Genomic DNA, 25,000 nt, shown 5'->3' with positions numbered 1-25,000 from the left:
TTAACTGCCGCTCAACTATACATAAAGTACCCTTAATTAAAACTTGACACCCAAGAAAATGATTAAATAGATGTACCAAACTTGCAATGAGCCTGCCTATCGGCATACAGGCTTGCCTACCCAAGGTAGGCGCAGTTGAAGTGTGACCCTTAAAAACAATAAACACATGAAAAACAATATTCTTAAAATACTGCTCCTACTCTGTCTTGTTACATTTATGTCTTGTTTAGAAAACAACAAAACTATTGAAAACAATAAGGTAGAAAAATCGATAGAAAAAGTGATTACCGCAAAGCAGAAGCCGCATAATTATGGGGGTTGGTATTGCCCTGATAATCTTAATGGATTTCCAGCAGTAAACATTCGCAACTGGAAAAATGTAAACGTAGTAAATGGACGTTTACCAAGCAAAGAAGAAACTCAAAATGGGACGTCCTTAATTTTTGTTGATCAAAAAAAACATCCAAACGCAAAACCTTTGGATATGAAGATGCCTAAATTGGGGCGATACTACAATGAAAATTCAAAAAAAGAAGAGCTTATAATTGTAATACAAGCGGTGAAAATTGCAGAAGATTCTGTTGTTGGGTTTAGATATTTAAATGGCGGAAATGGAAGTGCGCGCTTAAATGAGGTTCGATTTCTTTTGGATGCTGAGATTGAATCTCTATCTCCTACCCGCTTTGTAATGCAGTCTGTCCAAATAGATGCTCCTCAAAATAAAATTTGGGAGGTGCTTACCAATCCCCAATATTACGAAGTTTTGGAAGTGATCTTTGATAAAGATCATACGCCAATACCCAGTTGGAATGATTCATCAAAAGTTAATTTTAGATATCTGAATGGCGGAGTGATCACTTCAGAATTCGCAGCAAATTTATATGGCAATCATTACATTCAAATTGATTCTGAATTAGGCGATTCTCAATATGTTGCAAAATTTCTTCTGTTAGATAATGAACAATCAAAATCGACAGAATTAAAAATTGTTTGTGGTCCATACTCTAATGATGATTTTGAAACTCAAAAAGATATATTAAATAGTTGGGCTCTGAAAGTGAAAGAATTGAGTGAAAAAAAATAATATTTCAATAGTTCAAACAAGTGCCAATCGTCTATTAGAAATAATTACGTAATTTAGTGCTTTATCAAAAGTTAGATTAAATTATGAAATTAAACTTATTATCTTGTGATGCTCAGAGACCAGACCGAAGAGCAATTGCCAAATGTATTGCAGAAATTTCATCTGACATTAGTGGTTCCTTAGCGAATGAACTTACAGGTATAATTCTTGAAGGAGACGCTGTAGATATAGAGGTCGACGATAAAAATTCTGGCTCTGCTTTAAGAGCTTTGCGTAAACTAAGTATTGACTACGAAATTATAGAATAGCCAATCTACTGTATTGTTTCGTTATTCACATTAGATAGGTGCTACCACCAAAAACCGAAATCACTTTAGGTCGCTACCCCCATGACTCAAAAGCTAAAAACATATTTTAATTGGAGCTCTGGAAAAGATGCCTCTTTGGCATTTTATCACATGCAAAGGGAAGGAATCTATTCGATTGAAAGATTACTTACCTCTATAAATGCGCATCATGATCGAGTGACCATGCATGGACTCCGACGGGAATTATTGGAGCAACAAATTAAATCTATTGGAATTCCTGTAACAACTGTTGAACTGCCAGAAGAACCTTCAATGGAAGATTATAACCAGATCATGAGTTGTACGGTCATGAAATTAAAATCTGACGGGTATTCCGATTGCGGTTTTGGCGATATCTATTTGGAAGATCTTAGAATTTTTAGGGAGGAAAAATTAAAACCGTTTGGCATTCGCTGTCATTTCCCTCTTTGGAAAAGAGATACAAAAACAATAATCAATGAATTCATAAAACTTGGTTTCAAGGCTATTGTCATTTGTATTAAATCTGATTTGTTAGACAAGTCATTCGTAGGAAGAGAAATCGACGAAGATTTCATAAACGACCTACCTAAAAACGTTGATCCCTGTGGTGAAAATGGGGAGTTTCATACATTTTGTTATGACGGACCAATTTTCAAAAAACCAATAAAATTTAATATAGGTGATAAAATTCTCAGAGAATATAAAGCACCTAAACAAGATGATCAGCTTACTGATAATGGCACAATTGGGTTCTGGTTTTGTGACTTATTACCCATCGCAGAATAGAAGAAGACTACAAAACCAAAACTATATCTAAATCCTTGACTCGTATTGCCCAAATATGAGTCACAGTTCCGACTCGCAGCTCTGATATGTTCATACCCAAAGGGTGTGGTACTACCTGCGTTTTAATCTAATTCAAACCCTCATTCTTAAATATACCTTATGATTTTAATTATTCTTTTTATAGCCGCTTGTTTTCTGGCTTATAGCAATGGTGCAAATGACAACTTTAAAGGCGTTGCAACCTTGTTTGGCAGTGGTACAACTAATTATAAAAAGGCAATAGCTTGGGCAACAGTCACCACTTTTGCTGGGTCGATTGCAGCTATTTTTTTAGCAGGCAAACTTGTTAAGAATTTCTCTGGGAAAGGATTGGTTCCAGACACTTTAATTCAATCTCCTGAATTTGCGATTTCAATCGCTTTAGGAGCCGCTCTAACAGTGTTTATCGCTACAAAAATTGGAATGCCTATCTCAACAACGCACGCATTGGTAGGCGCTTTGTTTGGCAGTGGTTTGGTTGCCGTAGGAACCGCATTTAATTTTGCTAAATTAGGGAGTACGTTTTTAATGCCTTTAATTGTCAGTCCACTTATGGCGGCAATACTAAGCTTATTAGCCTACCTTCTTTTTCGGAAACTAAGAGTTGCGCTAGGCGTCACCAAACAGAGCTGCATTTGTATTGGATCCGAAAAAATTCCCGTTGTAAAAACTGTAAATACAAATGAGTTCTTGACTGTAGGGTCAGAGCCTCAAAAGACTATAAAAATCTTGAATGAAAAGGAATGCATGGAAACTTACAGTGGGGAATTCATTGGGATAAATTCGCAAAAAATGTTAGACTTCGCACATTACATAAGTGCAGGAATTGTAAGTTTTGCTAGAGGATTAAATGACACTCCAAAGATTGTGGGACTCCTCATCGTCATAAACACCTTAGATATTAAATGGGGAATGAGTGCTGTTGCAATTACCATGGCGCTAGGCGGATTATTAAACGCCAAAAAAGTAGGAGAACTCATGAGTAAAAAGATCACTCCAATGAATAGTGGACAAGGATTTACAGCCAATTTGATTACGGGGCTGTTGGTCACGACTGCCAGTATTCACGGACTGCCCGTTTCAACAACACACGTATCTGTAGGCTCCATTTTTGGCATAGGAACTGTGACAAAAAAAGCAGACTTTAAAGTGGTGAAAAACATTCTATTATCATGGTTGTTAACGTTGCCAATTGCAGCCATTTTGAGTGCCACTGTTTACTGGATTCTTTTGAACTCCTAAAGGTGAAAAATACACAAATATTGTAATAAAATTAATCTAAAATGAAACGCAAAAACGTAAAACAATCACAATTTAGAACCCTTTTGCAAATCGCAATCGCAGGGTTTTTAATAGTGTTTTCAATCGGTTTCATTTCCAGCTCAGATCAGTCCAATGACAAACAAAAAGGGGCGCATGTGTTTGGGTCTCTTAATGCTACAAACTTACAGCCTTTTGTGAAAAATAATTACAATTGGATTACGATAGTTCCGTACAGTGGACAAAAAAACGAGGACAGTCCTAATCTCGTTTATCATAGAGGAAACCGTTTGGAACTCGATCGTAGAGATTCGGTTTGGAGTCATCAAATACAGGTTGCACATGCACTGGGGTTAAAGGTGTTTCTGAAACCCCACATTTGGATGCACAACCCCTCGGAAGGAAAATGGCGTTCTGATATTTTTCCAACCAATGAAGACAATTGGGATTTGTGGCAAAAGAATTATCGAAAGTTTATATTATTCTATGCTAAAATTGCTAAAAAAAACAATGTCGAATTGTTTTGTATTGGGACAGAATTGTCACGCTTAACCGCAGAGAAATCTGAATTTTGGGAGACTCTTATAAAAGATATCAGACACATATATTCTGGCAAACTCACCTATGCTGCTAACTGGAGAAACGAGTTTGAAAAAATTACGTTTTGGAAAGACTTAGATTACATCGGAATTCAAGCGTATTTTCCATTGACAAAAAACACCTATCCGAGTGTGGAACAAATCTCTGAAGGATGGCAAAAACACCTCCTTTCTATAGAACAGGTTCATAAAAAATACAATCGAAAGATTCTCTTTACAGAGATGGGGTATAAAAGTACTGCGGACAGTGCCATAAAACCATGGGAGTGGATAGAAAATTATTCCAACCCTAAAGACCTCGTTTCTTATGAGACACAAGCCAATTGCTACAAAGCATTTTTTAGTCAAGTTTGGGACAAAGACTGGTTTGAAGGCGTCCATATTTGGCAATTAAGAAGTGATTATTCAGAGAGTGATAGTACTCTGAATTTAGATTTTACACCCCAAGGAAAACTCGCAGAAGGGGTGATTTCAAAAGGCTTTGAATAGACGTAAATATAACTAGTAAAACAAACGGCATGAGTACAACAAGCCATCATGATGCACGGATTGCAAACATGATTTTTGCCTCCGTATATCCTCATTATGTTACAAAAGTTGAAAAAAAAAAGAAGAACCAAAGAAGAGTTGCATCAGGTGATTACTTGGTTGACAGGATATGATGAACCTAGAATAGAAACGCTCATAAAAGAAAAGGTGACTTTTGAAGATTTCTTTCAGAACGCTTCTTTAAACCCAAATGCACAACTGATCAGGGGCGCGATTTGTGGTTACAGAATTGAAGAAATCGAAAATCCATTAACACAAAAGTGCGGTATTTAGACAAGCTAGTCGATGAATTAGCGAGAGGCCGTAAGATGGAGACGGTTTTACGAGTGGAAAAAAACAATAAAAATTAAAACACATGAAATTACCACACAAATCGAATGTGAGTAGAAAAGCGTATAACTTAAAAGGTTATAAAGCGGTCATCATCACAACAAGCCAAGCCACACTAGATAAGATTGACCAAAAAACCGCTACATTATTAAAGGTAGGAAAGCCCACTGGCGTGTATGCCTCAGAAATGACCGAGGCTTATTATACATTTTTAGACGCCCAGATGGAGGTGGACATTTCAAGTATAAAAGGAGGCAAAATACCGATAGAAAAACTATCCCTACAACCCCTCGTCCGCACCAAAGAAGACCGTCGGTTTTTGAAAGACCCTGTGTTTCAGGAAAAGGTGAGCCATTCAAAATCTATTTCGGAGATCAATATAGAGGATTATGATATTGTGTTTTTATCGGGAGGTTGGGGTGCCGCTTATGACTTTGCACAATCTGATAAATTAGGATTTATCATTAGTCAAGCTTACGCCTCCAAAACAGTCTTAGGAGCCGTTTGTCATGGAGCATTGGGTTTTATTGGCGCCACAAAACCAGATGGGTCTGCGCTGGTTGAAAATGTAAACATCACAGCAGTGACAAATAAACAATTAAAAGAACTAATGGTCGGAAATACACCAAAACACCCTGAAACAGAATTGAAAAATGCAAATGCAAACTATGAATATAAAAGTGGGCTGATTGATATGTTCAAAAGTCACATCGTCGTCGATAAAAAGCATCTCATTGTAACAGGACAAAATCAAAAAGGAGGTATCGAAGCGGCGCAAAGTGCCTTGGTTTTATTAAAACAAAAAATATCTAGAAAAGCAAATGACTAAAATTCTTAGAAAAGCACGACAAAAACTGGTCTCTGAAAATAAAGTTTCAAACTATATTATTTATGCGATAGGAGAAATTATATTACTTGTAATTGGTATATTAATTGCCCTACAAATAAATAATATAAATGAAAAAAACAAAACAGAGGAAAGGGAACAAGAATATTTGATTTCAATTAAAAATGAACTCACGAATAATCTCAAAATCATTGAGCTGGAAAAGAAAAAATTGACCCTTTCTTTAGAAGGGCAAAGAAATCTTGTTAGGTTAATTAATAGAGAATTTCATCTGTTGGATGAAAAAAAACTTTCTCATTTATTGAATCAAGCATTTTCTAACGAGATTGTATTGAATTACGAAAATGGAGTGTTTACTGAATTATTAAACTCCGGCGGGATCATCGATATTTCAAGTAAAAAAATAAAAAATAAAATTTCATCTTGGGATGGAATTATGACGAATGTAAGGAGGGAAGAACAGGAATTTCACTCCATAAGGCAAGCAATTAAAAATTGTATTCTAGAACATGGTGACATCAGGACTTTAATGGATGACGAAGGACTCTCAGAATGGGCAAAAGCTATTACGTCTAAAAAAAACAACAGCAACAAATTACTTTTAAAATCTCAACATTTTGAAAATTTGTTGATCATATATTTAGTAACTGGAAGCACACTCCATGAGGAAATTTACGTTGAATTGGAAAAAAATATTCACGTATTGTTAGAAATGGTTGAGAAAGACTTGAGATAAAAACAATAAAAACAAAAACTATGAAAAAAATGAAAACAAATGTATTACTCGTCATTATTCTGATCCTCTCATCTGGATTAGGAGCCCAAGAATTAACATCAGAAACCCGTTCTTCTGTTAATGTAGAACAACTCCCAGAGTACATTGTGGTTACGTCTGAAAACACAAAACTTTTAGGAGGAATTGACATTTCAATTGATTACAAAAAATCTAAGTATGCTGATGTTTTAAGCGAATTGGAATCATTACTTCAAAATAGAAAAAAACTTAAAATAAGAAATCAGACGGATTTACTGAATGCAATGTCTAAACTAGGCTTTGAATATGTAGATTCTTATAATGCATCCGCTGGATCTCTTGGCGTGGGTGGAGGTGACGACATAGAAGTTTTTGGAAGTCAAGCTAAATACAGAATAAATATGGTATTTAGAAAAAAAGAAGAAATGAGGTAACAAAAGTTCAAAACGGAAATACATACCCTCTAAATAAACATAAACTCATGAAAAAACTATTCATCATTTGTGTATTGACAATTTCAAATTATGTCTTAGCACAATCCGCCACTAACCTAAAAGTAAGCGAAAGCGCAGAATACAAAGACAAAGTTAAATCTGACGAGGTGATTGCTATCTATACTTCAGACTCTGGAAAAACAGCAATTGTTAGAAGTAGTAAAAGAAATTTTCTATTTGACATTTTTGATGTCAAGCTCAAAAAAACAGACTCAAAAGATGTGAAAATTGACCGAAAGGAAAAACATGTAGGCGATTTGTTTTACAACAATCAACTCAAATTATTTACTGTGTATGCACCAAAAAAAGACGAGCGTATCCTGTACTGCCATACCTTAAATTTAGACTCAAAAGCTTATACTAAAACTGTTGTCTTTAAAACCAATGTTGAAAAAAAACAAAGTTTATTTGGCTCAAGAAAAAACCATAACACCAGTTTTTCCTTATCCCCTAACGGTAATTATTTTGCTATTGCAACCGATAACATTCGAAAAAATAAAAACTCCTATACCATTCGAGTATTTGATGCAAAAACCGAAAAACTAATTTTCAAAAAAGCCTATCAAGAAGGCGTAAAACGCGTTTTTGAACACAACGATTTATATGTAGATAACGACGCAAACGTGTACTCCTTAGGTAAGTTATTTATAAAAGGGAGAGGAGAGAAAAAGGGAGGCAAAGCTAATTATCAGTTTATATTAAACAAAATAACGAAAATTAAAAACACCCCACTGAAACTTAATTTAAAGAAAATACATATTAAATCTTTAAGCATTTCTAATATCAATAATGAACTGCATTTAATCGGTTTTTATTCAGAATTAAATGTGGGCAGGATCAAAGGGGGGTGTAATTTTCTGATTGATACCGATAACTTTAGTGTGAAAACAAAAAAATCAGAAGACTTACCAAAGCAAGTCTATGAAGATCTGTATGGTTACAGAACGGCGCAGCGAAAAAATAAAAAAAAGAAAGAGCTCTTTAATTTTGACATAGACTATGTGCTAAAAAATAGCAATGGGGACACTTACTTAATTGCCGAAGAGTTTTACGTCACACAACATTATGTGCATTCAGCTGGACCAATGATGACAGGTGGTCACACTCAAAGAGTGTATCATTATGACGATATTTTGATTTTAAAATTTAATTCTGATGGCGATTTAGCTTGGGGCAGAAGTGTGTTTAAAAGAGCAAACTCCCCTTCCTATAATGTGTTTTTAAAAAACGATCAACTACACGTTATTTTAAATTCTGGGAAGAACTTAACTAAGAAGAATGATGGCAGAACAAAAGTATCAAAAGGATGGTTTGAGTCCTCATCATTGTATGATATTGAATATGCGGTTAATGGTGATGTGTCCTACAACAAAATACAAAACAACAAGGGCAACGCCTATTATTATCCCTATTACGGAACTTACAAAAGCAACAAATTTATTATGATGAGCTCTGGAAAAAGAAAAAAAACATTCATGATTTTGGAGTAGCTAATTATTATCAAACCGACATGACAGTCAATTCTAACCCCCTATTAAAACTCAAACTATGAAAACAAAACTCTCTAAAACACTCGTTATAAGTATGCTCGTTATATTAGGCTGGAACAACAAAACTAATTCACAATCTCAGTGGACACAGACAACCACACCGCCAGGAGGAAGTATTTGGGCAATGGAAACTATAGGAGCTAGTCTTTTTGCTGGGACGGTAAGTGATGGTGTTTATTTCTCAAGTGATGACGGTACTACATGGGTACAAAGAAATGGTGCATTTCCTAATATGCAAATCATGTCTATGGTTGTAAATGGGTCTGATATTTTTGTAGGCACAGACAATGGTCACATCTATAAAACCTCTGATAATGGTTTGAATTGGACGGATGTTTCCCCGAGTGGAATTAGCCCATCTTCAAATATACGTTTAGCTCATAATGGAATAACTATTTTTGCAGGTACTGCTGGTGATGGCGTATTCGCGTCCCCATTAAGTACCCTAAGTACCACAAGTTGGACTTCTTTTAACACTGGCCTGACTGTATCTTCAAACTTGTTAGATACTGTGTCTTTAAAAATAAAAGGAACTACAATTTACGCAGGAACTTACGCTGAAGGTGTTTGGAGTTCACCAACCAACAGTCCAAACTGGAGTTTGACCTCATCAACAATGCCAACTTCTTCGGACTATATTAATGCATTAGATGTAGGCGGTTCTACTATTTATGCAGGAAATACTTCAGGTCTTCCTGTCTTGTATCGTTCAATAAATAATGGAGTCAATTGGATTCAATCAAACACAAGTGTTTTTGCAAACAAACCTGTCTATGTTGTTTTTAACGATGGAAACACTGTTTTTGCTGGAACTGAAGGACAAGGAATATTAGTGTCGAGCGATAACGGCATAACCTGGTCTTCATTTAATCAAGGGTTTCAAGATAGTTCAGGGAATTGGTTTTGCAACCAAATCAATGTTCGTTCATTGGCTTTTACTTCCACCAAAATGTTTGCAGGAACCGATTGCGGAGTTTGGAAAAGGGATATAATTACGTTAGGGGAAAATGATTTTGTGGATAAGAATCAATTTGTATTGTATCCAAATCCAAATAATGGAAAATTTAAAATTAATTATAATACCACCAACAGAACCGATATAGAAATTTTCAATATACTTGGCGAAAAAATACTTACTAAAACAAACTCAATACAAACTACAAACGAAATAGACATTTCCAATGTTCAAAAAGGAATTTATTTTGTAAAAATTGGAGATGGTAATTCAGTACATACTAAAAAAATCATTGTTCGATAATAACCTACAAAACCCCTCGTAAATAAAACAAATAAACTTCGATAGAACAGGTATCATACTGTACACCATTAACTATCAAAAATGTGTGAGATTCTACCAAAATATTCTTGAACTGAATGTCCTCTTTAAAACAAATACCCTCACTTGTTTTGAGTTTGGAAGTGCCTATTTAATGGTTGAAATTAAGGATGAAAATCCGTTGGAATCTTGTGAAAATAGACGAACACGAACGTGCTTGAGAATGAATGTCACAAACGTTAAAGCGTACGTAAATACTTTGGAAAATCATCATATAGAAGTGGATTGTCAAGAGCACGAATGGGGAACAGTCGCCAAGTTTTTGGACCCCGATGGAAACCTTTGTGCTTTTAAGGATACGGACAAATTTGAACGTCAAGTTTTAGACTGGAAATCATCCATAAAGAAAACGAAAGGGTATGAAAGATCAAAAAATCGTAATCCTAAAAAGAGTTCAAATAGAATTGAACAGAACCTAAAGAAGAAAAAAAGTTAATATGAAACATACATTTCAAGTAGATTTAGGAGGAATGATTGACATCCTTGGCAATCATTTGTATAGTGAAGAAAAGGTGTTTATCCGAGAATTAATTCAAAACGGAGTAGATGCCATTCAGATGCGTAAAAACTCTGAAAACATTCAAGGGCATATACATTTTGAGATTTTTGAAGACGATCAACATCCTCAAATTTGTATAGAAGATAATGGTCAGGGACTTACCGAAGATGAAATCCATCAATTCTTGGCAAAAATAGGGTCTTCATTAAAACGAAATCAAAAAAAAATTGATTTTGAACGTAATGATTATATCGGGCAATTTGGCATCGGGATTCTCTCTTGCTTTATGGTAACTGATGAAATTGTTCTAATCACACAATCCGCAAAAGGAGGAGACGCATTAGAGTGGCACGGAAAAAATGATGGCACTTACACCCTTAAAAAAATAAAGCAAAAGATAAAAACAGGAACAAAAGTATATTTGAAAGCGAAAGAGCCTTCGTCCTTTTTTGAAATAGATTCATTAACAGAAATTGTTCGCCACTACGGACAATTCCTCCCAACTACGCTTAGTGTTGGGACTAAATCTAATAAAATAAATGCCGAGATCAATCCTTTTGCGAATAATACCCCCAAAGAAAAATTACTAGAATTGGGGGCTAAGCATTTTGAGATCGATTTTTTTGATGCCGTGCCACTTTATAACCCTGATAATAGCAACGCAGGGGTTGCTTATATCTTACCCTATTCAACAGGGATATCCTCAAAAAAAAACCACCTCATTTATTTAAAAAATATGTTGGTAGTCGAAAGTGGAGCCAGCATACTACCTGACTGGGCGGTATTTGCCTATTGCATCATCAATACAAACACTCTAAAACCCACAGCCTCTCGCGAATCGTTTTATGAGGATGATAACTTAATGCAAACAAAAGAATATTTTGGAGAGCAACTCAAAAGTTATTTGAAAGAACTTTCAAAACACAGTCCCGAAAAACTCAATAAACTCATCAGTATTCATCACAATCCCATTAAGATGCTCGCCATTGAAAATGAAGATTTTTTCCGATTGATGATTAATTTTATAGAGTTTCCTAGCACATTGGGATACATAACGCTTCCTACATTTTTTGAATCACAAAAATATATAGATTTTGTTGACAACGTTGATGAATTCAGGCAGCTCATTCCTATTGCAATTGCTCAAAACAAACATCTAATCAATGCCGGTTATGCCTATTGTATTGAACTGTTAGAAAAAGCAAGTGTCTGTTTCCCAGAATGGCCTGTACGTTCCGTAAGTGCCAATGATATGATTCAAATTTTTGAAGAATTAAGTCTTGAGGAACGAAATGAATTCTTCGATTTTGTCGATTTGGGCAATGAGACCTTACTGCCCTATAATTGTACTTTTCAATTGAAAAAATTTGCTCCCGATGATATTCCGTGTTTGTTTCATATTAATGACCAAATGAAAATACTAAGAGATATGCAGGAAACCGAAGAAGATACGCCGTGGAAAAATATTATGGATAATTTGAGCAAAGAAATAGAACCTGTTGCAATAGCACAATTGGTGTTAAATTATAACAATTCATTGGTCCAAAAATTAACACGCCAGAAGAAAGCTGAATTGACAAAAACATTTATCAAGATCCTTTATGTTCAATCACTAATGATGGGACATCATCCTATTACAAAAAAAGAATTAAACATTATTGGAGAAAGTATGGTTCGTTTAATTGACCTTAAATCATAAACACCAATGAAAACAGATTTAAATAAACTTTTGGGTGAAGCTTCTCATTACAAAGATGAGTCGACTCGTAGAACGGAACTTTTACAGAAAGCCTATGCATTAACACAATCTATGAAAGATTTAGAACTGCAATTAGAAGTAGGTTCCGATTTAATTAAAGCAGCTCAATGGTCAGGAAATACATTGATTTCTATTTCAATCTTTCCACAACTATTATCTTTATTAGACAAACATCCAGAATATTCAGATGACCATTCTTTATTGTGGAAATACAAATGGGTTATCATGGATTTACCAGATTTTCCAAACATTACTAAAACACAAATTTTCGATGCAGTTAAAGACATGGAAAAGCGATATTTAAAAGAAGGCCATTCAAAAAAAGTAATTTATGAATACAAGTCTAGAGTCTATTTGGAGTTAGGAATGCTTGAAGAAGCCAAAGGGTTTTACAAACGTGCCACTAAGATTCAAACCACAAACAATATGTCTGATTGTAAAGCTTGTAGGATATATGCTAAGTTCAAGCTTTATTGTCATACCGAACTTTTAGAAACAGCATTAAAAGTTGGTGAACCCCTATTCACTAAAAAACACACCTGTAGCTCTGTACCTATAGGAGCTTACGCTTACGTGCTCCCTTTTTTGATGAAATCAGATAACATCAAATTAGCAAAAAAAATGTTTGAAAAATATATTAAAGAAAAGGAAAAAGATTCAGATTCTTATCATGAACCGATTCTGTATTGTATTAAAGCAAGACAGTTTACAAAAGCTTTGGCTTTATTGGAAGAAGATACCGATAGATTTCTCAAACCGAGTTCAGAAGACTATAGCCCTCTAGAACTAAGTAGTGATTTTTACTTTGCCCTAACTTATTGGTATTTATGTGATTGTTTACAGAAGGAAAATAAAGGGCAGATTAAAATTCGTTTTCATCGAGATTTTGTGTTATATAAAGCTTCAAATATGTATAAAGTTGCTGAACTCAAACATTATTTTAAAGATTATACATTGACCATAGCGAAGGTTTTTGACCAACGCAATGAAAACAATTTTATCAGTAGTAAAATTACTGAAACATTTAGCTATTAATACTTTTATTTGATTGGAAAGTAGTTGAAAATAAAGCTCGAAAATTAATTAGTGAATTAAAAAAAACGAAACTTTCAACCCCCTTTTTTATAATGGATGATAGGAGAATTAATTTGAGTAGTGATGAGTCGGCACCGTTTCCCGGCATGCAAGTGGGGCTGGATGCGGCGAAACAAATTATATATAGATAAATTTGTAACCACTTATTGCAGAAATATTTACGATGGAATACCAGACAATGTTCCGACGGCCTGTATTATTGACGGACAAAAAAACAAAACTGCCATCTACAGTAAAGCTTTCCAACTAATGAAAAAACTATATGTACTGTTTGAATTATACAATTAAAGAGATTCCTTTTGGTTCAAGACCTCAAATCCTTGATTTTAATGATTTAGGGGAAATAAACTATTCGATTGGGAAAGGAAAAAACAAAATTTATATAAAAAGAAGAAAACTTGAGTTGATTACAAGCTCAGGTAAAAGAGCTCTTGAATACGAGACATTAGAGTTAATTAAACTTAAAACTACTTAACCCTTCTCATCTAAACAAATAACATTTGAAAAATAAAATAAGCCTAATTTTTATCGGAGTATTTGCCTTCATCATGCTTGCACTAACGAGTATGGGTAATTATAAATCCAAGAAGTTATTATTTGAAGACCCAATCTATGGTTGGAAGATATATTATGTGACGGAAAACCGTTTTCCTGTTGGTAAACGAAATTTTTATGAAGTCTATCATCAAGACAAATTATTAGTCATCCCAAAAAACATTGCAGGGACTAAAGAATTATCGAGGTTTGCAGCAGCTTTTGGATATGCACCTTTAGACCCCAATTATACGATATATAGTGGTACTGTGGCTATCGTATTCAATTACACTGAACGAAATGAAAAAGATGGCTTCTTAAATTCTTGGACTGTTATGGTGAGAGTGAAGTATGATGCTATTGAAAAGAAATTTCTTTTTAAGTACATATGTTAAATAAAATTTAGAGACTAGAAACACACCAATAGATAATTTACGCCTAAATATACCCCAGCGTCATCCCCCGCTGCGACTAATCAAATCGAAAAATGAATAGAATTAAAGCACTCATTATTGTGAGCCTACTCACAACTTCCCTCTTTGGACAGAGTAAAGAAACCGATACACTCTCAAAAAAGCAGATCCCAAAGTTTAATTATAAATCCCTCATTATCCCAACCGCTCTCATTGGATATGGGGTCATAGGACTTGAAAATAAGGGGATCAAAAACTTTAATTCTGAGATAAAAAAAGAATTAAATGGCCATGTAAATGAAGAATTTTCGGTGGGCGATATGGTTCAGTACACCCCTGCCCTTTCTGTTTATGGTTTAAATGCCCTCGGAATTAAAGGCAAACATAATTTAAAAGATCGAACCATCATTTTAGGAACTGCCTTTATAATTATGGGAACAACTGTTTTCGGAATGAAAAAACTAACACAAGTGAATCGGCCCGATGACTCCAACATCACCTCCTTTCCTTCCGGGCATACTGCCACCGCTTTTATGGGCGCCGAATTTTTATATCAGGAATATAAAGATGTTTCTATCTGGTATGGCGTTTCAGGATATTTGGTGGCTTCTGGTGTTGCCTATTTAAGAATTTATAATAACAGGCATTGGTTTACGGACGTGGTTGCCGGAGCAGGCTTTGGAATTATAAGCACCAAAGTTGCCTATTGGATGTACCCGTTTATGAAAAGAACGTTTTTTAAGGATAAAAAAGACAGGGATGGAATCGTGATGCCATTCTACAACGGGAAGGAATATGGTATTGGTTTTTCCATGTCCTTCTGAAAACAAAAAAACCATTTTTAAATCTAAAATTTAGTACATGAAATTGAAAATGAAAATTCTAATGTTGATGTGTGTTGTATTCTCTAGCGTGCGAGGACAACAAAAAGACAGTCTTTCCTACAAAAGTATGTACACGATAAATGAAAACTTACAATTTGAATATTCAAAAACCACCTTTTTTGAAATGTTTAAAAACATTCCTGATAATGTTTACCAATTTGGAAAATACACCATACAAAGTGAAAACTTATTACAAGTCGGGGCTGCGGTAGGAAGCACCTTAGTGCTGCTTCCGTTAGATCAAAAGATCATTGAAAACTCCACCGAATTGGGTGAAAAAATAGGTTGGGTTGGCGACGGGTCTTATGTGAAAGCTTCTGGAGTGAGGCTCTTTCCGAAGGATATCAATACAGCGGTTTACTATGTTGGCAATGGCGGCTTTTCACTATTGATCGGCGGTGGCTTGTATGCTTTCGGAAAAATAAACAAAGATTACAGGGCTGTGAGCACTGCCAGTCAAATCGTAGAGTCCCTATTATCCGTGGGGGTTTTGACCCAAACCATCAAACGTATTTCGGGGAGAGAAACCCCAAACACAGCGGAGATCAGTGGGGTTAATGGCGGAAACTGGAGACCGTTTCCTAGTTTTAGTGAATACCAATCAAATACGCCCATTTATGATGCGATGCCCTCAGGGCACGTGGCTACTTTTATGGCTACTTTTACCGTCTTGACTCAAAACTACCCAGAAATAAAATGGATTAAACCTGTTGGATACACACTGATGACCGCCCTAGCATTTCAGATGATGAGCAGCAAAGTACATTGGGCATCCGATTATCCAATTGCTGTATTGATAGGCTATGTCATCGGGAAAACTACCGCCAACAGACGCATCAAAAAACACGACAGCCGAACCACCACTTTTGGTGAAAAACGAACGGCTTATGACTTCAATTATAACTTTTCAAAAATTGGAAACTATACCTTGGTAGGTGTGAATATTAGGTTCTAATTGTAGGAGCAATTCCTATTTTTCATACATTCGTACTCACGAAGCGAAGCCCCAAACGTTTTTCTTCACACTAATCTGTTTACTTAAATAATATACACTTCTGTGAATGGGTCTTGGTTTAATATATGTGTCCCTAACATTTAAAAAATGAACAAACCCCAATCCCTACTGACCTCCCTTACGATTTGTGTACTCGCAATACAAACTCTATCCTGTCAGCAAGAACCTCGTTTTTGTGAGCAAATCGCGGCTCTAAATACCACTTTAGAAGAAAATCATTACAACGCTAAACCCATTGATGATGATTTCTCAAGAGGCGTTTTTGAGTTATTTATCACGTCTTTAGACTACGAGAAAGTTATATTCACAAAAAAGGACATTGAAACTTTCAATACAGAAAAAGACAGTTTAGATGATTTTATAAATCAAAACAACTGTTCATTTATTGATAGGTACAGTACTGTTTTAAAGACTAAAATACAAAGTAGAATTACATTTTTATCAGAACTAAAAACAGAAAAGCTAGACTACGAATCTTTAGACAGCATCTCTTACCGTCGTGATAAAGAATACACTTACGCTAAAAACAGCAAAAGATTAGATAAATTTTGGACTAAAAAAATTCGTTTAAACATCCTAAATAAAATCTATGAGAAAGACTCGACCTTGACGTATTTGAAAGCTAATTTCTCTGAATTTGAACCTCAAATTAAGGATGCTATTATTACAAAAGAAATCTGTCTTTTAGAAGACCTTTTAAGTCAAGATATTGATCTGCTCACCAAGGAACGGTTTTTGAATTCCATCACTCAATACCAAGACCCGAATTCGTCTTTTTTTAATTATTCCGAAAAAGAGAGCTTTGTAAATTCGCTCTCTAGTAACAGTCTATCCTTTGGAATTGTAACCGACAAAAACGAAAAAGGGGATATTATTGTGGCTTACATTCAACCTGGAGGTGCTGCGTTTTTAGACCAAAGAATGGAGGCCAATGATATTGTCTTAGGTTTATCCTCTAAAAAAGAAACGCTGGATCTAAATTGTGTTTCAAACGAACATATTACAGGATTCATAAGTGAGCACGAAACCATTGTTTTTAAGGTTAAAAAGAACAGTGGGAAAATTCTAGATATAAAGCTGACTAAAACAGTGTCTAAAGTGGAAGAAAATTCAGTGCGTGGATTTGTAATCAATAATGAATTCGGGTATGTAAAAATCTCAAGTTTTTATACAAGTTTTGAATCTACCAACAAACAAGGACTTGCAAATGATGTCGCTAAAGAAATCTATAAATTAAAAAAAGAACACATTAAAGGTCTAATTTTAGACTTGCGATTTAACGGTGGAGGATCCATTGGTGAGGCCTTAGATTTGGTTGGAATGTTTATTGATAGAGGCCCCATTACAATTCTAAAACAAAAAGCAACGGATGCAGAAACTGTAAAAGATTTTAACAGAGGAAGCATTTTTACAAAACCAATCGTCGTGATTGTAAACAGTTTCAGCGCCTCTGCTTCCGAGTTATTTGCGGCAGCGATGCAGGATTATAACCGAGCCATTATTGTGGGCACCAACTCCTTTGGCAAAGCAACGGGGCAAGTTATTCTCCCCATAAGTGAGAATGACGAAGCACTGGGTTACACCAAAGTAACAATCGAGAAGTTTTATAGAGTATCTGGCAAAAGTCATCAATCTACGGGAGTGGTACCAGATGTTATATTCCCTTCGTTTTATGACGATTTTGAAATTGGAGAACAGTACAGTCCCCACACTCTAAAAACCGATTCCATTCCTTTTTCTTTAAAACATCGACCGCTAGAATTTAAAAATAAAGACACCATTTTAGCCAACGCTCAAAACAGAGTAATCGCTTCTGAAGGACTCCAGTTTTTGAAAAAAATGAATGCCTTTTATTTAAAAAATAACCTTCATAAAAACACTTCTTTCAGCTTAAATATAGAAGGTGTTTATAATCATAATGACAAACTTGTTAGAGGCTGGGAAGACTTAGAAATGACTTTTAACAAACTAGAAAAAACAGATACTTTAGCAGTCACCAACTCCAAATCTACCCAACAAATTATTCAATTTAATGAAGAGGACAGCACTCACAACACTCTTATTTTAGACGAAATCGCTACCGACTTCTACATCAAAGAAGCCACAAACATACTTACAGACCCCTTAAACAACTAACAATATGAAACATTTAAAAATTGCACTCTCAGTATTCCTACTCATCCAAATGACAGCACTCCATGCGCAATCCCATAAAACGGCTTTAGAGTATCTAAATTTTGTGAGTGACAACCAGTTAAAAATCACAAAAAGCATGTGGAGTTACACCAAAGCCATGGCACACAGCAAAAGTGATCGAACGATTGACAGACGGAGAAGTGCCCTTATAAAAACTGTTGACAAAGCCATTTTAAAAATTAGCAAGGCAAAAGGGTTTGGAGGAAACGGATTTAAAACCAAAGTATTGGATCATTTGAAATTGAACAGAAGTTTATTGAAAAATGAATATGCTAAAATTATTGACATGAAAGCCGTTTCTGAGCAATCCTACGATTATATGGAAGCGTATTTTTTAGCACAGGAATTAGCCGATAAAAAAATGGAAGAGTCACAAATGGAATACGAAATAGATTACTATGCGTTTGCAGCTAAAAACAACATTGAAATTATTGAAAGTGAATCGGATTTAAGTAAAAAAATGAAGATTTCGAATGAGGTTTTTAAGCATTACAAAGAAATGTATCTCATCTTTTTTAAAGTGAGTATCAATGAATCCCACTTGATGGATGCCATACAAACCAACGATGTAAACGCAATTCAGCAAAATTCGAATGCGTTAAATCAATTAGCAAAGGAAGGACTGGAAATTTTAAAACCTGTTGAGCTGTATAAAAACGATGCTTCGCTTATTAAAATCACACAAAAACTGTTTGAGTTTTATATTGAGGAGACCGAAAATGAAATTACTGAAATCACAGATTTCATCATTCTGAATGAAGATTTTGAGAGCATTAAAAACACCTTCGACAAAACACCTCAAAGAAAAAGAACCAAAAAACAAGTAAATGCTTTCAATAGTAAAGTTAAAGAAGTAAACAAAGGTGTAAAAAATTACAATGCGACAAACAATAAATTGAACGGCAAACGAAGTAAATTAATTAACGGACTAAACGATGCTAACTCCCGGTTTTTAGCAAAACACATTCCGAAGGAATAGGGATTATTTCTGATTTAAAAAACAACACTCCTATTTACATGAGGCTGGCTTGATACGAAACTATAAAATTAAAAAATGAATTGGATAGATATATTAAACGATTCTGATGAATGGTCTGGAATGAGAGTTGATGGTAATGAAGACATTTTTCCTAAATTCCAACTAGAGTCTGGTATTAACTGTCGATTCAAATTATACAACCAAAAGCAAGCAATTTTGTGGGGTACTTTTGGTTCAGAATATTGGGGAGTATGGGTTCTAAATAATAAAATGGATTGGGAATTAAGTGATATGCCGGTGAGTCCAATAAACGCTCCAAACGTTGAGAAATCAAAAAAATCAATGTATTATAAATATTGGGCTCGATTTTTTACAAAAGAATTGAGTAGTGAAAAATCTGGCTTTTTATCAAAAGGCCTGTGGACTATAACAATAGGATCTTCGTTAGAGAACAAAACAGAAAACGCTTCAGAATTTATTAATAACAGTGATACTGTGTTTGATAGAGAAAACCCAAGATGGGTGGAATGGGATTTTGGAAGAGGTGGAAGTCTTATCGCTTTAAAAGAAAAACCAAGGACAGATAATGGAAGAGTAAAATGGTTCCGTAAACTCTTACGTGAAAACTCCTGCCCCCCTGTACTTATCTGGTATTTAAGTTGTATTGATGGATATGTAGTGCTTGATGGACATTGTAGACTGATGGCATTTCAACTCGAGTCCAGTCCAGTAAAATTCTTAATACTAAACTCCGTTAGGGAAGAAGAAGAAACTAAAGACCCTAAAATTCAAAAAAACATATTATTAAGTCTTGAAAAAAGGCAGAGTCATCCAATAAAGCCGAAAATGAATGTTGAGGAAGTCAATAGACTTTTGATATCAGCATTTGACACAAGACCCTACTATCGCCCAATTACTAATGCCAAAGCGAGAAGAGATTACGAAAAAAAATGGACAAAAGAAGTTAGAGAATTGGGCTTGACAAAGAATATAGAATCAAATAAAATAGAAGATATGATTAAACGAATAGAGTATTAAAGATGCCAAAATAAAAAACACTCTAAAACACATCCCGAAAGAATAGGGTTCTTTCTGATTTAAAAACAAAACCAAGCCCCATTGCTACAACAGCTTTGGGGTTTTTTGTATTACAGAAACAGCTAGATATCGTTTAGAGATTTCATGAGAACCCTTTCAAAAATAAATCGGATTGATGTATCTTGCTACTCTATTTGAAGATGAAAATTATGGAAGGGAATAAAATGCTAAACTATCTAAAAGAAGTCTTAGAAAATTTACCAATCGATTGGTTGAATCTAACCACCCATCGACTGGATATTTACGATGAAAAAGGTGCCAAAACTCAGTTTTTAGAACAGTTTGAAACCTTGTATAAAACTCATAATTCTGATCCATCGGCACTCCAATCCTTGCCCACCGCTTACGACTACATCCGACTAGGACATCCTTTGTCCTGTGTATTGGAATGGACCATTGCCAATTTAAATCAACTCAACCCAGAAAACGTTATCAGTTTTTCATCACAGACCGTTCCTGTTTTGGCAATTTTAAGAACTAATTTATTAGCCCATAAAAACACCCAAATTGTTTATACAGGGGAGTTGCCAGCCACTTTTGATGCCGAAGTCTTAAAACGTGTCTATGGCTATAAATTTGAATTAAAACAAGTTGAAAATGCAACAGTCGTATCTGAATTTGAAGGCAGCACTGTTTTTATCTCACAACAAAAAGAACTTTGGAAGGTGGAGCATTCTCCAAACATCGATTTTTACCTCCAAACCAGTGCAGCGCTTGGAAGTGTGTTACTCGTAAATGGAAACCAAAATAAAGGCTACATATCCGACATTCAGCATGTACGACGAAGAGAAACCATCGCCATGACACCCGTCAATTGCTTGACAGCATTATCGACTCTAGTGGGATCTACTTCAGATGAAACAAATAGCACTCTAAAAACCAGCAAAGCACAGGTTTTAGAAAGCATTACAACCATTACCCACAGTCCTACAAAACCCCTTGTGGGCTCTAGTGGACTTTCCGTTCAATACGCGATTATGATGGGGCTCATTCACCATGCTCAAGAAAAGCATCCCAAAAAAGCGATCAAATTTATTGTACCTCCCAACTGTTATGGTGGTACTAATGACCAAGCACGACGCGTGGCGGCCTGTATTGAAAATGTGGAAGTGGTCGATTTACCCGTAGATGGCGACAACGAAATGGTACAAAGTATTGAAACCATCTTAGCTAAAATTGCGAGCGAAGACGCCATCCCTTACATCATTGCAGAAATTCCTACCAACCCCAGAGTGGAAGTGCCTGATTTGATACAATTAAAAAATGCATTAAGTACCGTCCGTAAAACCAAAACAGGCGACATTGCAATCGATCCTGTGTTTATTTTAGACCAAACTTTTTGTCCAAACGTTCTCTTTTTAGGAGCGGATGACTTGCTTTCTTCCGTTCGTACCCTATCGTATGCCAGTGGGTCCAAATTTCCGAGTGGTGGAAAATGTACGGCGGGCTACGTTGTTGGCAATAAAAAATCCGAAGCCTTGATGGGCAAGATTGAGTTGCACCTCCAACTTTGTGATAACGAAGCAACAGCACTTCAATATAAAATTTTGGCCTCCCAATTGCCGTCCATGAATCAACGCATTCAGGACGCCTATAAAAACACGCGAGACTTTGTCAACTTCATAAAAGAGACTTTACCAAGTGCAAAAATCAATTTTGTGTCTGAAGATTTGGCAGCGCAAGGCTTTACCCCTTCTGTGTTTTCACTAGACCTCCCCACCAAAGGGACTACTAGTGCAGAAAGAGAAACGAACAAGAGAGGTTTAAATCTTAAATTAATTAATTTAATGATTAGCAAAATCCCAAACGAAAGTAAATTTTGTGTGAGTTATGGACAGTTACAAGGGTGCTATTGGACCATTCCCGCCACCTCTACCCAAGGCACCACAAAAGAAGGTGACAAAGATTATATTGTACGTATTTCATTGTCTCCTACGATGGATTTAGAATTACATAAAAAAGTGTTTTTGGAGTTTGTAGCCAGTATTTAATTGGGGCACTACAACACCCCTCTTTTGTGCTATAAATCAAGCAGTTAATACGTTGCAGTGAAAAATTTACACCGCAAATCTGACCAGACACCACGGGCTTACAACGACCTTTGTAAGCAGTTCAACAATTTTTAGTACATTTATCCCAGACTTAGACCTCATATCTGATTCTTCATTTTAACCAATTCAACTTTAGAGTAAGATATTATAGGACTGTGATTAACGCAGTGGTATGTGGGTATGTGATGTTTTTAAAAGTTAATTGAGCAGCATAGTTGTTGAATTAATTTCTATAAACTTAAGGTTATGAATACAAAAAATGAAAAATGATAAACGAGAACAAAAGTTCCTGTTATCCGGAAATAGAGACGTATAAACAGGAGGTTTGTTCTCCATATAACGAGTTACCATACATTTGAGAAAAACGATGAACGAAACAAACTTAACTACTAAATTTAAAACTGAACCAAATATTGGAGACCGAATTTTAGCAGGAATTGTTGACTACGTTATAATCTTTGCTTTCTTTTTTTACTTTGGCTATTCTTTTGGAGAACCAAACGGTGAAGGTGGATTTTCTTTAAATGGTCTTCCTGCATTAATTCCAATGCTATTTTGGGGAATAATGACTATCGGATTTGAGCAATGGTTCGGAGCAACACTTGGGAATTTATTAGTTGGACTAAAACCTGTGTCTATCCGAAAATCATCTGACGATACAACTTTTAGCGGAACGGACGAAAAACTGACTTTTGGACAATCTTTTAAAAGACATTTACTTGACCCAATCGATATGTTCTTTTTTGGACTAATCGGATTCATAACAATAAAAAACACAGATAAAAATCAACGGTTAGGAGATATTTGGGGAAATACAATTGTTGTAAAAAAATCAGAATTAAAAAAAATGGAATAAAAAACGTATGGTAACAACGTATATAATTTATTGCTAGTTATCGCTTACTTGGAAAATTCCTGCGGATTTTCTATTCGGTTTGTATTTGCTAAATTAGGTACTTGAAACACGCAACAAACTATATACAAAAACGTTACCACACATTGCCGAAAATGACGAAAAAACAACGAAAAATATTTTATCCTACTATTTTTATTTTGGGTTTATTTTTAATGGTTTGGCAGACAATTATTTATCGAAACACAATTATTGATGTAAATATTTTAATTGGAATTGTTTTAACTATTGGAATTATTAGTTTTATAATTGACTTCAAAAATTATAGAAAAACTTATGAATATAGTGGAATTGGACTTTACATTTATTCATTGATGCATTATATCTGTGGTTTTGGTTTTATAGTTTGTTCAATTTTTATACTTACAAACTATTATTTTGCGGAACAGAATGTAGAAAAAAAATCTTATGAAATAATTAGGAGAACTTGGATAAAAGGTGGATCAAAATATTCGACAGGCGAAAAACAACCAGTTTTTACAATAAACTATGAAGGAAAAAATAAGGAATTAGTATTTTATGCTAAATTTTATGAAAAAATGAATTCTTATAAAACTGTTGAATTTGAAACTCAAAAAGGATTTTTTGGTTTTGAAATTTTGAAAAATAAAAAACTGAATTGAAAACTAATTTTTATGCATATTAAACAATTACAAAGTGTGTTCAAACTTGAGTCCAAAGAACGGTATGGATATCTCATAAGAAAAGTTGCAGATTTTGAGCAGATTTTTCTGATTGCGGACAAAAAAGGGAATTATGTCACTTGTGGAACTGATGACGAAATGATTATTCCAATCTGGCCAGAATTGGAATTCGCACAAGAATTAATTAAAACTGAATGGAAAAATTGTATCGTGAAAATGGTTGAACTAAAAGAGTTTCTAAAATGGATGGATAAATTGGAATCTGAAAAATATCTCGTTGGTGGATTTCCAAATCAAAAACTGAATTCTATTGTTGTTAAACCAATCGAAATTAAGAATCACTTAATATTTGAATGTCAACAATATGAATAAATATAAACAGTATAATAAACTGAAAGAAAAAAACGTGTGGTAACACCGTACAAAATTAATTGCTTGCTTTTTGCTTACTTACGAAAATCCTCGCGGATTTTCTTTGTCTGTAATTATTTACTAACTTTATTGCTTAAACAAAGCAACCAATCTTATACAATCACGTAGCAAATTCAGCTAAAGCTGACCAAAAAACCGCTAGCGCGGACATGTAGTCCGTGCTCCATTGCCGCCACGCTTTAGCGTGGTAGTGAGGGTTTAAAAAACAAGTGAGTATGTGATTTTTAATTACCGTTAGTTTCCAAGCTTCCATAAAACAAAAAATCCCTAACATTTCTGTTAGGGATTCTCAAAAAAGGCGGTGACCTACTCTTCCACAAATGTAGTACCATCGGCGCTAATGGGCTTAACTGCTCTGTTCGGGATGGAAAGAGGTGAGCCCCATTGCAATAACCACCTTAGGGTTATTTGTAACTTACTACTATTTGTAGGGTCGTTACAGTATTCAGCCTTCTGACTGAACAATTTCTTAACATATTGAAAATAAATACATGATGTCTTAGTAAATAATGAGTAAACGTAATATAAAAA

The 25,000-nt window shown here is 34.9% G+C and carries 24 protein-coding genes, 1 rRNA gene and 1 pseudogene; 25 read left to right on the top strand and 1 reads right to left on the bottom strand.

Going from position 1 to position 25,000, the window contains the following annotated elements:
- Positions 1 to 166 precede the first annotated feature (166 nt).
- The 25 genes and pseudogenes from FORMB_RS08560 (at position 167) to FORMB_RS08435 (ending at position 24,409) form a co-directional block, all read left to right on the top strand.
- Entirely contained in the window at positions 167 to 1,084 is a 918-nt protein-coding gene (locus FORMB_RS08560) for a hypothetical protein (protein ID WP_157498113.1), read from the top strand.
- A gap of 83 nt (positions 1,085 to 1,167) precedes the next feature.
- On the top strand, positions 1,168 to 1,392 hold the full coding sequence (locus FORMB_RS08555; protein ID WP_069677054.1) for a hypothetical protein: 225 nt from the start codon (positions 1,168 to 1,170) through the stop codon (positions 1,390 to 1,392).
- 81 nt (positions 1,393 to 1,473) lie between these two features.
- Complete coding sequence (locus FORMB_RS08550; RefSeq protein ID WP_069677053.1) at positions 1,474 to 2,199, top strand: diphthine--ammonia ligase; 726 nt, start codon at positions 1,474 to 1,476, stop codon at positions 2,197 to 2,199.
- 159 nt (positions 2,200 to 2,358) lie between these two features.
- Positions 2,359 to 3,480, top strand: a complete 1,122-nt coding sequence (locus tag FORMB_RS08545; protein ID WP_069677052.1) for an inorganic phosphate transporter — start codon at positions 2,359 to 2,361, stop codon at positions 3,478 to 3,480.
- A 41-nt stretch (positions 3,481 to 3,521) separates the two neighbouring features.
- Positions 3,522 to 4,586 (top strand): glycoside hydrolase family 113, encoded by a 1,065-nt coding sequence (locus tag FORMB_RS08540; protein ID WP_069677051.1) that lies wholly within the window; start codon positions 3,522 to 3,524, stop codon positions 4,584 to 4,586.
- Between the two features lie 29 nt (positions 4,587 to 4,615).
- A pseudogene (locus FORMB_RS08535) lies at positions 4,616 to 4,996 on the top strand (DUF2200 domain-containing protein).
- 5 nt (positions 4,997 to 5,001) lie between these two features.
- Complete coding sequence (locus tag FORMB_RS08530; protein WP_069677050.1) at positions 5,002 to 5,805, top strand: type 1 glutamine amidotransferase domain-containing protein; 804 nt, start codon at positions 5,002 to 5,004, stop codon at positions 5,803 to 5,805.
- On the top strand, positions 5,798 to 6,559 hold the full coding sequence (locus tag FORMB_RS08525) for a DUF6090 family protein (protein ID WP_069677049.1): 762 nt from the start codon (positions 5,798 to 5,800) through the stop codon (positions 6,557 to 6,559). The genes FORMB_RS08530 and FORMB_RS08525 overlap by 8 nt, the downstream gene beginning before the upstream one ends.
- Positions 6,560 to 6,579: 20 nt before the next feature.
- Positions 6,580 to 7,011, top strand: a complete 432-nt coding sequence (locus tag FORMB_RS08520; RefSeq protein WP_069677048.1) for a hypothetical protein — start codon at positions 6,580 to 6,582, stop codon at positions 7,009 to 7,011.
- 47 nt (positions 7,012 to 7,058) lie between these two features.
- Entirely contained in the window at positions 7,059 to 8,561 is a 1,503-nt protein-coding gene (locus tag FORMB_RS08515) for a hypothetical protein (RefSeq protein ID WP_157498112.1), read from the top strand.
- 58 nt (positions 8,562 to 8,619) lie between these two features.
- Positions 8,620 to 9,879 (top strand): T9SS type A sorting domain-containing protein, encoded by a 1,260-nt coding sequence (locus tag FORMB_RS08510; RefSeq protein WP_069677046.1) that lies wholly within the window; start codon positions 8,620 to 8,622, stop codon positions 9,877 to 9,879.
- A 22-nt stretch (positions 9,880 to 9,901) separates the two neighbouring features.
- Positions 9,902 to 10,393, top strand: a complete 492-nt coding sequence (locus tag FORMB_RS12865; RefSeq protein ID WP_335583335.1) for a VOC family protein — start codon at positions 9,902 to 9,904, stop codon at positions 10,391 to 10,393.
- Position 10,394: 1 nt separating this feature from the next.
- Entirely contained in the window at positions 10,395 to 12,155 is a 1,761-nt protein-coding gene (locus FORMB_RS08500; RefSeq protein WP_069677044.1) for an HSP90 family protein, read from the top strand.
- A gap of 6 nt (positions 12,156 to 12,161) precedes the next feature.
- The gene (locus tag FORMB_RS08495; RefSeq protein ID WP_069677043.1) at positions 12,162 to 13,250 is read left to right on the top strand and encodes a hypothetical protein; all 1,089 of its coding nucleotides are present in this window, start codon (positions 12,162 to 12,164) and stop codon (positions 13,248 to 13,250) included.
- A 331-nt stretch (positions 13,251 to 13,581) separates the two neighbouring features.
- Positions 13,582 to 13,785: a hypothetical protein gene (locus FORMB_RS08485; protein WP_069677041.1), complete on the top strand. Its 204-nt coding sequence runs from the start codon at positions 13,582 to 13,584 to the stop codon at positions 13,783 to 13,785.
- Positions 13,786 to 13,858: 73 nt separating this feature from the next.
- Complete coding sequence (locus FORMB_RS08480) at positions 13,859 to 14,239, top strand: hypothetical protein (RefSeq protein ID WP_157498110.1); 381 nt, start codon at positions 13,859 to 13,861, stop codon at positions 14,237 to 14,239.
- A 92-nt stretch (positions 14,240 to 14,331) separates the two neighbouring features.
- Entirely contained in the window at positions 14,332 to 15,081 is a 750-nt protein-coding gene (locus tag FORMB_RS08475) for a phosphatase PAP2 family protein (RefSeq protein ID WP_069677039.1), read from the top strand.
- Between the two features lie 37 nt (positions 15,082 to 15,118).
- On the top strand, positions 15,119 to 16,096 hold the full coding sequence (locus FORMB_RS08470; protein ID WP_083243943.1) for a phosphatase PAP2 family protein: 978 nt from the start codon (positions 15,119 to 15,121) through the stop codon (positions 16,094 to 16,096).
- Positions 16,097 to 16,243: 147 nt separating this feature from the next.
- The gene (locus FORMB_RS08465) at positions 16,244 to 18,292 is read left to right on the top strand and encodes a carboxy terminal-processing peptidase (RefSeq protein WP_069677038.1); all 2,049 of its coding nucleotides are present in this window, start codon (positions 16,244 to 16,246) and stop codon (positions 18,290 to 18,292) included.
- A gap of 4 nt (positions 18,293 to 18,296) precedes the next feature.
- Entirely contained in the window at positions 18,297 to 19,331 is a 1,035-nt protein-coding gene (locus FORMB_RS08460; RefSeq protein ID WP_157498109.1) for an LIC11966 family surface protein, read from the top strand.
- A gap of 75 nt (positions 19,332 to 19,406) precedes the next feature.
- Entirely contained in the window at positions 19,407 to 20,369 is a 963-nt protein-coding gene (locus tag FORMB_RS08455; protein ID WP_069677036.1) for a hypothetical protein, read from the top strand.
- Between the two features lie 209 nt (positions 20,370 to 20,578).
- Positions 20,579 to 22,420: a PLP-dependent transferase gene (locus FORMB_RS08450; RefSeq protein WP_069677942.1), complete on the top strand. Its 1,842-nt coding sequence runs from the start codon at positions 20,579 to 20,581 to the stop codon at positions 22,418 to 22,420.
- 427 nt (positions 22,421 to 22,847) lie between these two features.
- Complete coding sequence (locus FORMB_RS08445; protein ID WP_069677035.1) at positions 22,848 to 23,336, top strand: RDD family protein; 489 nt, start codon at positions 22,848 to 22,850, stop codon at positions 23,334 to 23,336.
- 101 nt (positions 23,337 to 23,437) lie between these two features.
- On the top strand, positions 23,438 to 24,016 hold the full coding sequence (locus FORMB_RS08440; protein WP_069677034.1) for a hypothetical protein: 579 nt from the start codon (positions 23,438 to 23,440) through the stop codon (positions 24,014 to 24,016).
- 12 nt (positions 24,017 to 24,028) lie between these two features.
- Positions 24,029 to 24,409 (top strand): DUF2750 domain-containing protein, encoded by a 381-nt coding sequence (locus FORMB_RS08435; protein WP_069677033.1) that lies wholly within the window; start codon positions 24,029 to 24,031, stop codon positions 24,407 to 24,409.
- Positions 24,410 to 24,762: 353 nt separating this feature from the next.
- Here FORMB_RS08435 and rrf read toward each other — a convergent pair.
- Positions 24,763 to 24,870: ribosomal RNA gene (rrf, locus tag FORMB_RS08430) — 5S ribosomal RNA — on the bottom strand.
- Positions 24,871 to 25,000 lie beyond the last annotated feature (130 nt).

Source organism: Formosa sp. Hel1_33_131 (assembly GCF_001735745.1).
GTDB lineage: Bacteria > Bacteroidota > Bacteroidia > Flavobacteriales > Flavobacteriaceae > Hel1-33-131.
Note: the sequence above shows the minus strand (reverse complement) of the source record. Positions and strands in the feature narration are given on the sequence as shown.

Bases quoted from the DNA above. Each gene is read 5' to 3' on its own strand.
- FORMB_RS08560 (WP_157498113.1), top strand. From the start codon at position 167: ATGAAAAACAATATTCTTAAAATACTGCTCCTACTCTGTCTTGTTACA.
- FORMB_RS08515 (WP_157498112.1), top strand. From the start codon at position 7,059: ATGAAAAAACTATTCATCATTTGTGTATTGACAATTTCAAATTATGTC.
- FORMB_RS08465 (WP_069677038.1), top strand. From the start codon at position 16,244: ATGAACAAACCCCAATCCCTACTGACCTCCCTTACGATTTGTGTACTC.
- FORMB_RS08540 (WP_069677051.1), top strand. From the start codon at position 3,522: ATGAAACGCAAAAACGTAAAACAATCACAATTTAGAACCCTTTTGCAA.
- FORMB_RS08450 (WP_069677942.1), top strand. From the start codon at position 20,579: ATGGAAGGGAATAAAATGCTAAACTATCTAAAAGAAGTCTTAGAAAAT.
- FORMB_RS08530 (WP_069677050.1), top strand. From the start codon at position 5,002: ATGAAATTACCACACAAATCGAATGTGAGTAGAAAAGCGTATAACTTA.
- FORMB_RS08545 (WP_069677052.1), top strand. From the start codon at position 2,359: ATGATTTTAATTATTCTTTTTATAGCCGCTTGTTTTCTGGCTTATAGC.
- FORMB_RS08510 (WP_069677046.1), top strand. From the start codon at position 8,620: ATGAAAACAAAACTCTCTAAAACACTCGTTATAAGTATGCTCGTTATA.
- FORMB_RS08555 (WP_069677054.1), top strand. From the start codon at position 1,168: ATGAAATTAAACTTATTATCTTGTGATGCTCAGAGACCAGACCGAAGA.
- FORMB_RS08470 (WP_083243943.1), top strand. From the start codon at position 15,119: ATGAAATTGAAAATGAAAATTCTAATGTTGATGTGTGTTGTATTCTCT.
- FORMB_RS08550 (WP_069677053.1), top strand. From the start codon at position 1,474: ATGACTCAAAAGCTAAAAACATATTTTAATTGGAGCTCTGGAAAAGAT.
- FORMB_RS08495 (WP_069677043.1), top strand. From the start codon at position 12,162: ATGAAAACAGATTTAAATAAACTTTTGGGTGAAGCTTCTCATTACAAA.
- FORMB_RS08445 (WP_069677035.1), top strand. From the start codon at position 22,848: ATGAACGAAACAAACTTAACTACTAAATTTAAAACTGAACCAAATATT.
- FORMB_RS08460 (WP_157498109.1), top strand. From the start codon at position 18,297: ATGAAACATTTAAAAATTGCACTCTCAGTATTCCTACTCATCCAAATG.
- FORMB_RS08435 (WP_069677033.1), top strand. From the start codon at position 24,029: ATGCATATTAAACAATTACAAAGTGTGTTCAAACTTGAGTCCAAAGAA.
- FORMB_RS08455 (WP_069677036.1), top strand. From the start codon at position 19,407: ATGAATTGGATAGATATATTAAACGATTCTGATGAATGGTCTGGAATG.
- FORMB_RS08520 (WP_069677048.1), top strand. From the start codon at position 6,580: ATGAAAAAAATGAAAACAAATGTATTACTCGTCATTATTCTGATCCTC.
- FORMB_RS08480 (WP_157498110.1), top strand. From the start codon at position 13,859: ATGCTTGCACTAACGAGTATGGGTAATTATAAATCCAAGAAGTTATTA.
- FORMB_RS08525 (WP_069677049.1), top strand. From the start codon at position 5,798: ATGACTAAAATTCTTAGAAAAGCACGACAAAAACTGGTCTCTGAAAAT.
- FORMB_RS08475 (WP_069677039.1), top strand. From the start codon at position 14,332: ATGAATAGAATTAAAGCACTCATTATTGTGAGCCTACTCACAACTTCC.
- FORMB_RS08500 (WP_069677044.1), top strand. From the start codon at position 10,395: ATGAAACATACATTTCAAGTAGATTTAGGAGGAATGATTGACATCCTT.